Raw genomic sequence first — 14,615 nt, 5'->3', positions numbered from 1 at the left:
CAAGGCGTTTTCATGAACCCAAAACTGGAAGTTCTGGAGGTTCCGATCTCGGGCCACGCGCAGCACATTGTGCTGCGCCATTACCGGCCCACGTTCGAGAAGGACCTGTTGCCCATCGTGCTCTATTTCCACGGTGGCGGATTTATCGGAGGTAGTCTCGATGAGGCCGAGACGCAGGCCGCGCACCTGGCCGAGTCTATCCCTGCGTGGGTCATATCCGTCGGTTATTCGCTGGCGCCGAAGTATCCATTCCCGGCCGCACCAGAAGATGCGTTTCTCGCGTTGCGCTGGGCCATTGACAACGCGCGCACCTTCCGCGCCGATGCACGCCGCATCGCGTTAGCGGGACATGACGCGGGCGGCAATATCGCCAATGGACTGGCCGCGATGACACGTGACCGCGGTGGCATACGAGTGGCGGCGCAGGCGTTGATCGGCCCACTGCTGGACCCAAGCATGACGCGCATTGCGTGTGACGCCAGCCGTGATGCCGAGCGCGATGCGCTCGAGTGCGCGCGCCAGTATCGCGCGTGGCTGCCCAGCATGGCGCTTCAGGTGCATCCGTACGCGGCGCCGATCGAATCGCGGCGGCTCGGCGGCATGCCTCCCACGCTCGTGATCAGTGCGGAGAAGGACCCCATGCGCGCCGAGGCTGAGCTGTACGCAGGCTGCCTGATCCAGGCGGGCGTGCCTACCGAAGCGATGCGCCGCCGCGATCTGTGCCACCGCGATCTGGTGTGCGACAGGGCCGTGCTCGACGACGCAGCTACCTTCCTGCGTCGGCGCCTGGCCATCCCATAGCGGCCGCATTTCCCGCATTCCGACCTGCGGGCTAATTGTCTCCAAATTAGACACAAAGAAAACACGAAACCATCCTTTATCCCCTTATTGGCGGCAACCATACTGCATTCCAAGCGGCGGACTCGCCCCGAAACCTCGTCTCGAATCGTCTGAACCAAGTGGGAGTTTTTTGACATGAACACCAACCGCAAACGGCTTTCCGTCGCACTGGGCACATTGTTCGTCCTGGGTGCGCTCGGTGCCGCCACCCAGTTCGGCCATATCCATGGCCCCATCGCCGATGCCCAGGCCGATGCCGCCGCACCGCAGGCTGCGGAAGTCGATGTCGCGCCGGTCGTGGCAAAGCAGATCACCGAGTGGCAGTCGTACTCGGGCCGGCTCGAAGCAATCGACAAGGTCGATATCCGTCCGCTCGTACCCGGCAAGATCGTCGCCGTGCACTTCATGGACGGCCAGCTGGTGAAGAAAGGACAATCGCTCTTCACGATCGATCCACGCCCGTATCAGGCCGAGGTTGACCGCGCCGCCGCTCAACTGGCCGCTGCGGAGGCGCGCGCCGCCTATGCATCGAGCGACGCCGCGCGCGCGGATCGCCTGATCGGCAGCAACGCCATCGCGAAGCGCGACTACGACGAGAAGCAGAACGCTTCTCGCGAAGCATCGGCCAGCGTCAAGGCGGCGCGCGCCGCGCTGGATGCCGCCCGCGTGAATCTGTCCTACACCGACGTCGTCGCTCCGGTCGCGGGCCGTGTGTCGCGCGCCGAACTCACCGTCGGCAACATCGTCTCGACCGGCGCCAGCGCGCCCCTGCTGACGACGCTGGTGTCGGTGTCTCCCATGTACGCCTCGTTCGAGGTCGATGAACAGACCTACCTGCGCTACCTGCGCGGTACCGGCAAGAAGGAAGTGCCGGTGGAACTGGGCCTGGCAGACGAAAGCGCCTACTCGCGCACGGGTGCCATCGTCTCGGTCGATAACCGCCTCGATGTCTCGTCCGGCACGATCCGCGTGCGTGCGCGCTTCGACAACGCCGATGGCGCGCTAGTGCCGGGCCTCTATGCTCGCGTGAAGGTCGGCGGCGGCCAGCCGCGCGACGCCGTGATGATCTACGACGCCGCGGTAGGCACCGACCAGGCGAAGAAGTTCGTGCTGGTGGTGGGTAAGGACAACCGCGTCCAGTACCGCGAAGTCAAGATCGGCAACCTCCACGATGGCTTGCGCATTGTCGAGAAGGGCCTGCAGGCCGGGGACCAGATCGTGGTTGGCGGCATGCAGCGCGTGCGTCCGAACGACGCCGTGAAGCCCCGCGCCGTGAACATGGTTGACATTGCGCGCGTCACGAAGCCAGCGGCCTGATTGGGGTCGCCCACGGAGTTCATCATGAACATTTCCAAGTTCTTCATCGATCGCCCGATATTTGCGGGCGTCCTTTCGGTGGTGGTGTTGCTGGCCGGCCTCATCGCGCTGGTGCAGTTACCCAGCGCTGAGTATCCCGAAGTGGTTCCCCCTTCGGTGATGGTGCGCGCGCAATATCCCGGCGCGAACCCGAAGGTCATTGCTGAGACCGTCGCTTCGCCGCTCGAGGAAAAGATCAACGGCGTCGAAGACATGCTGTACATGCAGTCGCAAGCCAACAGCGACGGCAACATGACCACCACTGTGACCTTCAAGCTCGGCACCGATCCAGACAAGGCCGCGCAGCTCGTGCAGAACCGCGTCAATCAGGCCTTGCCCCGTCTGCCGGAAGACGTGCAGCGGCTGGGCGTGACCACGGTCAAGTCCTCGCCGACGCTGACCATGGGTGTGAACCTCGTCTCACCGAATGGCAAGTACGACCTGACCTACCTGCGCAACTACGCCCTCATCAATATCAAAGACCGTCTGGCACGCGTACCGGGAGTCGGCGAAGTGGTGCTGTGGGGCGCCGGTGATTACTCCATGCGCGTATGGCTCGATCCGCAGAAGGTGGCTCGCCAGAACATGACGGCCAGCGACGTAGTCAAGGCGATTCGCGAGCAGAACGTGCAGGTGGCGGCAGGCATCGTCGGCGGCGCACCGATGGCGACCAATGTACCGATGCAGCTCTCGATCAATGCGCAGGGCCGTCTGAAGACCGAGGACCAGTTCCGCAACATCATCCTCAAGACGAATCCGGATGGCGGCGTGGTGCGCCTGTCCGACGTGGCTCGCATCGAGCTGTCGTCGGCCGAATTTGCGCTGCGTGCATTGCTCAGCAACAAGGAAGCTGTCCAGATCATCATCTTCCAGCAGCCGAACGCAAACTCGCTGCAGATCTCGGATGACGTGCGCGCCATCATGGCAGAGCTTCAGAAAGAAATGCCCGAGGACGTTCGCGCCGATATTGTGTATGACCCCACTCAGTTCGTGAAGGAGTCCATCGACGCCGTTATCCACACGCTGTTCGAGGCCATAGCGCTGGTCGTGCTGGTGGTGATCGTGTTCCTGCAGACCTGGCGCGCGTCGCTGATTCCGCTCCTGGCTGTGCCCGTATCGATCGTCGGCACGTTCGCGCTGCTGCTCGGCTTCGGTTTCACCATCAACGCGCTGTCGCTGTTTGGTCTGGTGCTCGCCATCGGTATCGTGGTGGACGACGCAATCGTCGTAGTGGAGAACGTCGAGCGCAATATCAGCGAAGGGCTGACTCCACGCGAAGCCACGTACAAGGCCATGCAGGAGGTGAGCGGCCCGATCATCGCGATCGCGCTGACGCTGGTCGCCGTGTTCGTGCCGCTCGCCTTCATGAAGGGCCTTACCGGCCAGTTCTACCAGCAGTTCGCGATGACCATCGCGATCTCGACGGTGATCTCAGCCTTCAACTCGCTGACGCTCTCCCCCGCGCTCGCCGCGCTGCTGCTGAAGGATCACCATGCACCGAAGGACGCACTGACCCGTGCCATGGACAAGGCACTTGGGCCGTTTTTTGTGCGCTTCAACAAAGTGTTCCATCGTGGCTCGGATTCGTACGGCAAGGGCGTGGGCAGTGCCATCCGGCGCAAGACCGTGATGTTTGCCGTCTACGGCGTCCTGCTGGCCGGTGCCATCCTCATGGGCAAGGTTGTGCCGGGTGGGTTCGTGCCTGCTCAGGACAAGGACTATCTCGTAAGCATCGCCCAGTTGCCGCCGGGCTCTTCGCTGGAACGCACAGAAGAAGTGGTGCGCAAGATGACCGAGATCGCGCTGAAGCAGCCGGGCGTGGTCGGCGTACCCGCGTTTCCGGGCCTATCGGTGAACGGTCTCAGCAACTCATCGAGCAGCGGCCTGGTCTTCTCGGTGCTCAAGCCCTCAAAGGAACGTGGTCCGGGAGAATCCGCCGACGAAATCGCCGCCGCCTTGAATGCGAAGTTCGCAGAAGCCATCAAGGATGCAGTCACCGGCACCTTCCCGCCACCGCCGGTGCAGGGTCTGGGCACGGTCGGCGGCTTCAAGTTGCAACTTGAAGATCGCGCCTCGCTCGGCTACGAAGCCCTGAACGACGCTACGCAGGCGTTCATGAAGGCCGCTGCCAAGGCACCCGAACTGGGTCCGATGTTCTCGAGCTACCAGATCAACGTGCCACAGCTTGACGTGGATCTGGACCGCACGAAGGCGAAGCAGCTGGGCGTGAACGTGACCGATGTATTCGACACGATGCAGATCTATCTGGGCTCGCTGTACGTGAACGACTTCAACCAGTTTGGCCGTGTGTACCAGGTACGCGCCCAGGCGGATTCGCAGTTCCGCGCCACGGCAGCCGACATCTTGCAGTTGAAGACGCGCAACGCCTCCGGCGAGATGGTGCCACTGTCGTCGCTGGTCACGGTCTCGCCAACGTATGGCCCGGAGATGGTCGTCCGCTATAACGGCTTCACTGCCGCCGACATCAACGGAGGCCCGGCGCCCGGCTACTCGTCCGGCCAGGCCAAGGCCGCCATCGAGCGCATTGCAGCCGAAACGCTGCCCCGCGGCATCAGCATGGAATGGACGGACTTGACATATCAGGAAGTGCTGGCTGGCAACGCCGCGTTCTGGGTGTTCCCGATCAGCGTGCTGCTGGTGTTCCTGGTGCTGGCCGCACAGTACGAAAGCCTGACGCTGCCGCTGGCGATTCTGCTGATCGTGCCGATGTCGATCTTGTCCGCACTGCTCGGTGTGTGGATCACGCGTGGTGACAACAACATCTTCACGCAGATCGGCCTGATGGTGCTCGTGGGACTGTCCGCGAAGAACGCGATCCTGATCGTTGAATTCGCCCGCGAGCTGGAGATGCAGGGACGCACGATCGTGCAGGCTGCGATCGAAGCGAGCCGCCTGCGTCTGCGTCCCATTCTGATGACGTCGATCGCGTTCATCATGGGCGTGGTGCCTCTGGTGATGTCGACCGGTGCCGGCGCTGAGATGCGCCGCGCGATGGGGATTGCCGTGTTCTTCGGCATGCTCGGCGTGACGCTGTTCGGCCTGCTGCTCACGCCCGTGTTCTACGTGGCGCTGCGCAAGCTGACTGGCGGCAAGCGCCTCATCGACAAGCATCACACGCATACCCAGCCGCTGCATGGCGAAGCGCCCGTTGCTTCCGCCGAGTAACACGTCAACCCAGGAGATCATCATGAAGACCTCATCGCATAACTGGCTGGCCAGTGGCTCGATGCTGTTGGCCTCGCTGCTGGTGCTTGCCGGTTGCTCGCTGGCGCCAACCTACGAAGTGCCGGCAACGTCGGCCACGACGCAGACGCAGTTCAAGGAGGCCTCGTCCGACTGGACGCAAATGCAGCTGAAGCCCGGTGAAGGCGGCAACTGGCAGACGGCGCGACCCTCCGAGGAACTCGCGCGTGGCGAGTGGTGGACCATTTTCGGCGACAGCCAGCTCGACGCTCTCGAGCAGCAGGCGCTGGATGCCAACCAGAACCTCAAGGCCGCCGCTGCACGGCTCAAGGAAGCGCGCGCGCTGGTGCAGGCGGCCAAGGCCGGCTACTATCCGACGCTCGATGCGGGCTTCGGTCCGACGCGCGAGAAGCTGTCGGCCGCCTCGCAACTCCAGCCCGACGGCACAAATATTCCGCAGCAGACGCTGTGGCGCGCGCAGGCCAGTGCTTCGTACGAAGTGGATCTGTTCGGCCGCGTGGCTTCCACGGTCGATGCATCGAAGGCCGAGGCGCAACGTAGTGAAGCGCTGTTTCGCTCGGTGCAGCTAGCTTTGCAGGCGGACGTGGCGCAGAACTACTTCGCGCTGCGCGGGTACGACGCAGAGATGGAGGTGTTCAGCACGACTGTGAAGCTGCGCCAGCAAGCGCTCCAACTGGTGGAGCGCCGCTTTGCGGAGGGCGATATCAGCGAACTCGATGTCGCGCGTGCGCGCTCGGAACTGGCTACCGCGAAGTCCGACGCCATGACCGTTCAGCGGCTGCGCGCCGCCTCCGAGCACAGCCTTGCGGTATTGCTTGGCAAGGCGCCTGCAGAGTTCTCGATGACACCCACGCCGCTGCAGGCCATCAACGTGCGTATTCCCGCAGGTCTGCCGTCGTCGCTGCTCGAACGCCGACCCGATGTGGCAGCCGCCGAACGTACGATGGCCGCGGCCAACGCGCGTATCGGCATCGCCAAGGCGGCGTTCTTTCCGTCGCTGACGCTCACCGGTGTCGGTGGCTTCGAGTCCGCCACACTCGGCGATCTGTTCAAGTGGAGCAGCCGTGCATTCCTGCTCGGTCCGCTCGCGGGCACCTCGCTCAACATTCCGATCTTCGATGGCGGCCGCCGCAACGCGAATCTCGCCAATGCACGGGCCGTGTATGAAGAGGATGTGGCGAAGTATCGCCAGCAGGTGCTCACCGCATTCCGCGAGGTGGAGGACGGTTTGTCCGATCTGCGCATCCTGGAATCGCAAACGCAGACGCAGGCCGATGCAGTCAGTGCAGCGGGCCGCGCGGCGGACATCTCACGCACGCAGTACAACGAGGGTGCGGTCAACTACCTCGACGTGATAGATGCTGAGCGCACAGCGCTGCAGAGCAGGCGTGCCGCCGTGCAACTGCAGAGCGTGCAAGCGGCCGCCACGGTCAACCTGATCCGCGCCCTTGGCGGCGGCTGGCAGGGTGTGCCGGAGACCGTCGCGAAACAATAAATCTGCACGGATTGTCTCTCCCACGCGCGCTCCTCTCCTGCATGCGGAGGAGCGTGCGGATTCGAACGTCTTTTTATCTCCTCCATTTTATGACTCCCCCTCCAACGGGCACACATCGTGGCCAATCAATGGTGCTGATCGCCGTCTGTCTCGCGGCAATTGTGCTGCCACTCAGTTTCTCCGGCGGCGCCGTGGCCACTCCCGCCATCGGCCGCGATCTCGGCGGCAGCGCGGTATCACTCACCTGGATCACTAACGCGTTCATGCTGAGCTTCGGCAGCCTCCTGATGGCCGCAGGCGCGTTGGCCGACGTGTACGGGCGCAAGCGCCTGTTCGTGGGCGGCGTGTTCTTCTTCGTGCTGACGTCCTTCGCGCTCGCACTGGCACCGTCCGTGTTCTGGATCGACGTGCTGCGCGCGCTGCAGGGCATCGCCTCAGCCGCAGCACTGTCGGGCGGTACCGCCGCGATGGCCCAGGAGTTCGAAGGCCACGCCCGCACACGCGCGTTCAGCATGCTGGGCACGAGCTTCGGCATCGGCCTCGCTTTCGGTCCCCTACTTGCAGGTTCGCTGATCACCACGTTCGGCTGGCGCGCAGTGTTCTTGTCCACCGCGCTGACGGGCCTCGTCGCGCTGATCTTCGGCGCATTGCGCATGCGGGAGACGCGCGACCCCAACGCACAGGGCCTCGACTGGCCGGGCACCATCACCTTCACGGCGACGCTGGTGCTTTTCACCTACGGCGTGATCGAAGCACCGGAGCTGGGCTGGAGCGATCCGTTTGTCATCGCGCTGCTCGCCGCTTCCGCGCTGATGCTGCTGGTCTTCATCGTGGTGGAGTCGCGCGTGCAGCGTCCGATGCTCGACCTCACGCTGTTTCGCTATCCACGCTTTATCGGCGTGCAGATGCTGCCGATCGGCACCTGCTACTGCTACATCGTGTTGATCATCCTGCTGCCGCTGCGTTTTATTGGCGTGGTGGGTCTGAGCGAGATCGATGCCGGCATCCTGATGATTGCGTTGTCCCTGCCAATGCTCGTTGTGCCTGTGATCGTGGCATCTCTGACCCGCTGGGTCTCTGCCGGCGTGCTGTCGGGTATCGGCTTTCTGATCGCGGCAGTAGGTCTGCAATGGCTGAGCCGTATCGATGTTTCCACCACCGGCGTCGCCGTGGCCATGCCGATGCTGCTGATCGGCATTGGCGCGGGGATGCCGTGGGGCCTGATGGACGGCCTCGCGATCAGCGTTGTGCCAAAGGAACGCGCGGGCATGGCAACGGGCATTTTCAACACTACGCGCGTCGCCGGTGAAGGCATCGCGCTGGCCATCGCCAGCGCCGTGCTGGCCGCGTATGCGCAGTCGGTGCTCGGCGACATCATTGGCACGCGTGAGACCGCTGCACATATCGCGGAAAGCGCACAACGTCTGGCCACCGGCGATATGGCACGCGCCATTGCCACGCTCCCCGGCGTCAATCCGCGCGACCTGCTGAGTGGATATGGCGAGGCATTCCAGAACCTCCTGCACATCATGACCGTCATCACGGTGCTGGCGGCCGGCTCGGTGTTCGGATTTCTGAGTCGAACGAGCTCGAACGACGACGCCGTCGGCACGGCCGGGCAATCCAATCTCTAACGACAGGAGTCCAAATCATGAACGTTTCTCTTCAAGACAAGTCCGTAGTCATCGCTGGCGGCACCTCCGGCATCGGCCTGGCGCTGGCGCGGAAGGCGGTTGTCGCAGGTGCGAAGGTGCATATCATTGGCCGCTCGACGGAGCGGCTCGCACTTGTGCAGGCAGCGTTCGGCAGCGATGTGGTGACGCATTGCGCCGACATCGGCATCGAAGGCGAAGTGGAGGCCGTGTCACGGCAAATTCCGCGCGTCGATCATCTGGTTACGACCGCCGCGGCACTGGCTTTCAAGCCATTTGTCGAACTGCGCAATGTCGAGATCAACTTGATGCTGAACTCGAAGTTCTGGGGCCCGATCTATCTTGTGCGCCACCTCTCATCCCGTATGTCCAAGGACGGGTCCATCACGTTCTTTAGCGGCCTGGCGGCATACAAGGCCACTTCGGGCGGAAGTATCGTGGCTGCGGTCAACGGTGGCCTCGACGGACTGGCACGCACGCTGGCGCTGGAGCTCGCCCCGATTCGCGTCAACGTGGTCTCTCCCGGGGTCGTCGATAGCTCGACGTGGGACTTCCTGCCGGAAGACGTGCGCGAGGGTGTACTCAACGGGATCGGCAGCACGCTACCCGTGGGGCGCGTGGGCAGATCAGACGAGCTTGCCGAAGCGGGTCTGTTCCTGATGACCAACGGCTTCGCGACGGGTACGATCCTGCAGGTGGACGGAGGTGCAAACGCGTAAGCGGCTCCGGCAAGGGCGGCGCAGTAAGCGGCCGCATTAAGCCTGATTGCAGCCGTCAAATCGGGCGGCCCCGGATGACGCCAAAGGGTCGTTCTGCGACATCCAACCACGACCACCCCAAACTGAAGCCGCCCGCGAGCATTGCCCTTGCCGAGGAAGTGAACTGCCAGAAGGAAGTCGTCCGCAAGGCCGACTTCAAGGCCGATTGACCATCCCGTTGGCAATCAAACCTCCAGCCACTCCTTGCGCACCATCGCGTTGCCCTTGAGTTCCGCTGGGGAGCCCTCGAACACGATCTGCCCGTGGCCCATCACGTAGACGCGTTGCGAGATGTCGAGGGCGATGGCTAGCTTTTGTTCGATCAGGAGCACGGAGATGCCGCGGGCGCGCAGCGTGCGCAGGAACTCCGCTACCTGCGTCACGATCAGCGGGGCGAGGCCTTCGGTGGGTTCGTCGATCAGCACGAGGTCGGGGTCGCCCATCAGCGTGCGGCACAGCGTGAGCATCTGCTGCTCGCCTCCGGAGAGCACGCCGGCTGGCGTGTGCTCGCGCTCGCGCAGCCTTGGAAATATCTCGAACATGTCCTCGATGTTCCAGCGCGGTTTGGGCTGGTGTGGGTTGCGTTTCTCGCCGAGTTGCAGGTTCTGTCGCACAGTCAGCGTGGGAAAGATATCGCGGTTCTCGGGCACGTAGCCGATGCCGAGGTGCGCGATCTCGAACGTGCGGCGGCCGAGGATATCGGTGCCGCGCAGCTTCAGCGTGCCCTCGGCGCGCACCATGCCCAGAATCGCCTTGGCGAGCGTCGAGCGACCCACGCCGTTGCGGCCGAGCAGCGCGACAATCTCGCCCTCCTCGATGCGCAGGTCGACGCCATGGAGGATATGACTCTTGCCGTAGTACGCGTGGAGCCTGGCCACTTCGAGCATCGGCGCCGCCATCATGCCGCCTCCACCGCGTCGTCGAGCGTGGTACCGAGATACGCCTCGCGAACCTTGGGGTTCCCGCGAATCGCCTCAGGCGTGTCGCTGGCAATCACCTCGCCATAGACCAGCACCGAAATCCGGTCCGCAAGCCCGAACACCACGCTCATATCGTGCTCCACCATGATCAGCGTCTTGCCCACCGTCACCTTGCGAATCAGCTCCACGGCATGGTCCGATTCGGACCGGCTCATGCCAGCCGTCGGCTCGTCTAGCAGGATCACCTCCGCACCGCCCGCGATGGTGATACCAATTTCCAGCGCGCGTTGCTCGGCGTACGTCAGCATGCCCGCCTGCGCATGGCGACGATGCGTCATGCCGATCAGTTCCAGCACCTCCTCGGCGCGCAACCGCGCATCGCGCAATGCCGACAGCCGATGCCAGAACGAATAGCGATACCCGAGCGCCCACAACACCGCGCAACGCAGGTTCTCGAACACCGACAGCCGGTGAAAGATATTCGTGATCTGGAAGCTGCGCGACAGCCCCATGCGGTAGATCTCGAACGGCGGCTTGCCGCCGATATCCTGCCCATTGAGCTTGACGGAACCTGAAGTGGGCGAGAAGCGCCCCGACATCAGGTTGAACGTGGTCGACTTGCCGGCACCATTTGGCCCGATCATCGCGTGCCGCTCGCCGCGCTGCACGCACAGATTCACGCCGCGAATGATTTCGGTCTGGCCAAAGCGCTTGCGCACGTCGGTGAGTTCCAGCGCGGGAGTCGTCGCCGTCATGCGGTACCTCCGGTTTCCAGCATGGCCCGCACGCGCGCGGCCGCGTAGCGCCATGCCAGCGCGCCCACCCCCCACAGCATGCCCGCCACGAGCCATGGCGCCAGCGTGCCGGCATCGAAGCCGACGCCGAACAGCGACATCGCGGTGCCGTTCGCGCTATCCACCTGTACCTTGTAGATCATCTCCACGGTCAGAATCGTCGCCGCCAGCAGCAGCAGGCCGGCTACCGCGCCCTGCGCGTAGGACGGCAACATCCGCTTGAAGCGTCCCGCCGCGATCAGCGGCACCTGGCGCAGGATCAGGCTCGCCAGCCCACCCGGCACAAACATCACCATCAGCACGAAGAACAGGCCCAGATACAGCAGCCACGCCTTGGTCAGGTCCGACAGCGCCACCGCGAACAGAATAAACACGATCGCGCCGAGCACCGGACCAAAGAACACCCCCGCGCCGCCGATAAACGTCGCCAGCAACACGCCGCCCGACCGAACCGCACTCACGTTCTCCGCTGACACGATCTCGAAGTTGAGCGCCGACAGCGCGCCCGCAATGCCGGCGAAGAACGCGGACAGGATCAGCACGAGGTAGCGCACGCGCTGCGTGTTGTAGCCGATGAATTCCACGCGTTCGGGGTTGTCGCGCACCGCGTTGGCAATACGTCCGAGTGGCGTCTGCGTCCACGCATACATGCCAATCATCGACACCAGGCACCATGCCGCGATCAGATAGTAGACCTGCCGCCCCGGCCCGAACGTGATGCCGAGAAACGGCTCGCCAACCACGCGATTGGTCGAGATCCCGCCCTCGCCGCCAAAGAAATCCGGAAACATCAGCGAACTGGCAAACACCATCTCGCCGATGCCAAGCGTGATCATCGCGAACGTCGTGCCCGAGCGCCGCGTGGTCACGTAGCCAAACAGCACGCCAAAGAACGCGCCCGCAAGCCCACCCACCAGCGGCAACATCGACACCGGCAGCCATACCTTGCCGGCACCGATCATGTTCAGCACATGCACCGCGATAAACGCGCCCAGCCCCGCATACACCGCGTGCCCGAACGACAGCATGCCGGTCTGCCCGAGCAGCATGTTGTACGAGAGCGCAAAAATAATCATGACGCCCATCTGCGACAGCAGCGTCACGGCAAACCCGCCCGGAAACAGCAGCGGCAGCACCGCCATCACCAGCGCGGTAAAGCCCCAGATCAGCCAGCGCGCAAGATTGAGCGGGCGGTAATGCATCGTGGTACCGGTCATGGTTGCCATCCGTCAGCCCTCCCGCGTGCCCATGAGCCCACGCGGGCGCACGATCAGCATGACTACCAGCAGCAAATAAGGCAGCACAGGCGCCACCTGCGCCACCGTGAGCTTCCACAGCGAGCTCAGCGGCGTGGCGTCGGTCACGGTCATGCCGAGCCCCGCGAAGATGGTGGCCGCCGAGGCATCGATCGTCACCGCGAAGGTCTGCAGCACCCCGATCAGTATCGACGCGATAAACGCGCCGACGAGCGATCCCATGCCACCCACCACCGCCACCACGAACACGATCGAACCGACCGCGGCGGCCATCGATGGCTCGGTCACAAACGCATTACCACCGATCACCCCGGCCAGCCCCGCCAGCGCCGCGCCACCGCCAAACACCATCATGAACACACGTGGCACGTTATGGCCCAGCGCCTCGACCATCTCCGGATGCGTCAGCGCGGCCTGAATCACGAGCCCGATACGCGTGCGCGTCAGCACCAGATAGATGCCCAGCAACATGGCCAGCGACACCAGCATCATGAAGGCGCGGTACTTCGGGAACGACGAGGTGAACACCGTGAACAGCGGTCCGTCGAGTTCGGGAGGAATCCGATACGGCACCGCCGCCAGCCCCCACACCAGCTTGACGCCCTCCTCGATCAGGTACGCCAGCCCGAACGTGAACAGCAACTCGGCCACATGCCCGTACTTGTGCACGGTACGCAGGCCAAAGCGCTCCACCAGCGCCCCCGCGCCCGCCACCAGCAACGGCGCCACAATCAGCGCGGGCCAGAAGCCAATCGTTCCGGCAATCGAATAAGCCAGGTAGGCGCCGAGCATATAGAAGCTCGCGTGCGCGAAATTGAGCACGCCCATCATGCTGAAGATCAGCGTCAGGCCCGACGACAGCATGAACAGCAGCAACCCGTAGCTGATGCCGTTCAGTAGCGATATGACGAAGAATTCCACGACGACCCCTTGCGTATTTGCGCCCCCCTCCCGCGACGCGGGAGAGGGGTTGGGGGTGAGGGAGAGAGCCGCTTAACCTGCTGCGCTTAACCTGTTGCGCTTAACCTGTTGCGCTTAACCAGCGTAGTTAGCCCGCGCAGTTAACCTGGACCGCCCGGCCGCTTCATCTGGCACGACGTCGGCTGCGCGGCCACGTACTGATCGAGCACCGCATTGGTCTTCCAGCCGTAGCCCGTGTTCTCCTGGTCGTACTTGACGTCCTTGCCATTGACCTTGGTCCACGTGGCCACCACCAGCGACTGCTGCGCCTGATGATCGCTCGCGCGCATCTCCACGGTGCCGTTCATACTCTCCACCTTCAGGCCGCCAAGCGCCTTGGCCACCTTGACCGGATCGGTCGAGTTGGCCTCCTTGAAGGCCTTGCCCAGCATGGCGATGCCGGTATAGGACGCGACCACGTAGAAGTCGTCGTTGTACTTCTTCTTGAACCCGTCGATCACGTCGGCACCGCGAAAACCATCGTTGTTCGCGTTGTAGTAGCCGACGTAGCGCACGCGCTCGGCCCCGGCCGCACCCATCGCGGTCGGCACGCCCGTGGTGGTCGCGTAGTACGTATAGAAGTTGGTCGTGAGATTCGCGTCCTTGGCCGCCTTGACCAGCAGCGCGAGGTCGCTGCCCCAGTTGCCCGTGATCACGGTATCGGCACCCGACGCCTTGATCTTGGCCGCATACGGCGCAAAGTCCTTCACCTGCGCAAGCGGATGCAGATCCTCGCCGACGATCTGGATGTCAGGCCGCTTGCGCTTGAGGTAATCCTTGGCCGCGCGCGTCACCTGATGCCCGAACGAATAGTTCTGGTTGATCAGATAAACCTTCTTGACCGCGGGATCCTTCGCCAGGTACGTGGTCAACGCCTCCATCTTCATGTCGGAGTTCGCATCGAGCCGGAAATGCCAGTAGCTGCATTTGCTGTTGGTCATGTCCGGATCTACCGCCGCGTAGTTCAGGTAGACGATCTCCTTGCCGGGATTGCGCTCGTTGTGCTTGGCCACCGCATCCTCGAGCGCAAGGCCCACCGACGAGCCGTTGCCCTGCACGATGTAGCGGATGTTCTGGTCCGCCACCTGCTTGAGGATGGTCAGGCTTTCCTGCGGCGACAGCTTGTTGTCGAAACCGACCACCTCGAACTTGTGCGGCCCACCCCACCCTTTCTGGTTGGCCACCTCGGCCACGTATTGCCAGCTCTTGAGCTGGTTCTGACCCACCGGGGCCATCAGGCCCGACAGCGGATCGATAAACGCGATCTTGACGGTCTCGGCAGCTGCCGGGAAAGCCAGCGAAGAACCGAATGCCGCCACTACCGCCGCGGCTGCCGCCAACGGACGCATCTTGGTCATG

The 14,615-nt window shown here is 63.5% G+C and carries 11 protein-coding genes; 6 read left to right on the top strand and 5 right to left on the bottom strand.

The features are described 5' to 3' along the window. The first annotated feature begins 12 nt into the window (after nucleotides 1-12). From LDO41_RS03365 to LDO41_RS03340, 6 genes are all read left to right on the top strand, one after another. A complete protein-coding gene (locus LDO41_RS03365; protein WP_223981819.1) occupies nucleotides 13-801 on the top strand; it encodes an alpha/beta hydrolase in 789 nt (262 codons plus the stop codon). Between the two features lie 174 nt (nucleotides 802-975). Continuing rightward, a complete protein-coding gene (locus LDO41_RS03360; protein WP_223981817.1) occupies nucleotides 976-2,157 on the top strand; it encodes an efflux RND transporter periplasmic adaptor subunit in 1,182 nt (393 codons plus the stop codon). A gap of 24 nt (nucleotides 2,158-2,181) precedes the next feature. Then, a complete protein-coding gene (locus LDO41_RS03355) occupies nucleotides 2,182-5,382 on the top strand; it encodes an efflux RND transporter permease subunit (protein ID WP_223981814.1) in 3,201 nt (1,066 codons plus the stop codon). A 22-nt stretch (nucleotides 5,383-5,404) separates the two neighbouring features. Then, nucleotides 5,405-6,916, top strand: a complete 1,512-nt coding sequence (locus LDO41_RS03350) for an efflux transporter outer membrane subunit (protein WP_223981812.1) — start codon at nucleotides 5,405-5,407, stop codon at nucleotides 6,914-6,916. Between the two features lie 128 nt (nucleotides 6,917-7,044). After that, nucleotides 7,045-8,550, top strand: a complete 1,506-nt coding sequence (locus tag LDO41_RS03345) for an MFS transporter (RefSeq protein ID WP_318036267.1) — start codon at nucleotides 7,045-7,047, stop codon at nucleotides 8,548-8,550. A gap of 17 nt (nucleotides 8,551-8,567) precedes the next feature. After that, entirely contained in the window at nucleotides 8,568-9,287 is a 720-nt protein-coding gene (locus tag LDO41_RS03340; RefSeq protein ID WP_223981808.1) for an SDR family oxidoreductase, read from the top strand. 224 nt (nucleotides 9,288-9,511) lie between these two features. Here the strand turns inward: LDO41_RS03340 and LDO41_RS03335 are convergent, their stop codons facing one another. The 5 genes from LDO41_RS03335 to LDO41_RS03315 all read right to left on the bottom strand — a co-directional run bounded on the left by LDO41_RS03335 (nucleotide 9,512) and on the right by LDO41_RS03315 (nucleotide 14,614). Beyond that, entirely contained in the window at nucleotides 9,512-10,225 is a 714-nt protein-coding gene (locus LDO41_RS03335) for an ABC transporter ATP-binding protein (protein WP_223982363.1), read from the bottom strand. Further along, on the bottom strand, nucleotides 10,225-11,001 hold the full coding sequence (locus LDO41_RS03330) for an ABC transporter ATP-binding protein (protein ID WP_223981805.1): 777 nt from the start codon (nucleotides 10,999-11,001) through the stop codon (nucleotides 10,225-10,227). Before LDO41_RS03330 ends, LDO41_RS03335 begins: the two co-directional genes overlap by 1 nt. Continuing rightward, nucleotides 10,998-12,266, bottom strand: a complete 1,269-nt coding sequence (locus LDO41_RS03325) for a branched-chain amino acid ABC transporter permease (protein WP_223981802.1) — start codon at nucleotides 12,264-12,266, stop codon at nucleotides 10,998-11,000. The genes LDO41_RS03330 and LDO41_RS03325 overlap by 4 nt, the downstream gene beginning before the upstream one ends. A gap of 3 nt (nucleotides 12,267-12,269) precedes the next feature. Continuing rightward, nucleotides 12,270-13,217, bottom strand: a complete 948-nt coding sequence (locus tag LDO41_RS03320; protein WP_223981799.1) for a branched-chain amino acid ABC transporter permease — start codon at nucleotides 13,215-13,217, stop codon at nucleotides 12,270-12,272. A 140-nt stretch (nucleotides 13,218-13,357) separates the two neighbouring features. Beyond that, on the bottom strand, nucleotides 13,358-14,614 hold the full coding sequence (locus tag LDO41_RS03315) for a branched-chain amino acid ABC transporter substrate-binding protein (RefSeq protein ID WP_223981796.1): 1,257 nt from the start codon (nucleotides 14,612-14,614) through the stop codon (nucleotides 13,358-13,360). Nucleotide 14,615 lies beyond the last annotated feature (1 nt).

This window comes from Cupriavidus pampae, assembly GCF_914271485.1.
GTDB lineage: Bacteria > Pseudomonadota > Gammaproteobacteria > Burkholderiales > Burkholderiaceae > Cupriavidus > Cupriavidus pampae.
This window is presented reverse-complemented; position numbering and strand designations above follow the sequence as displayed.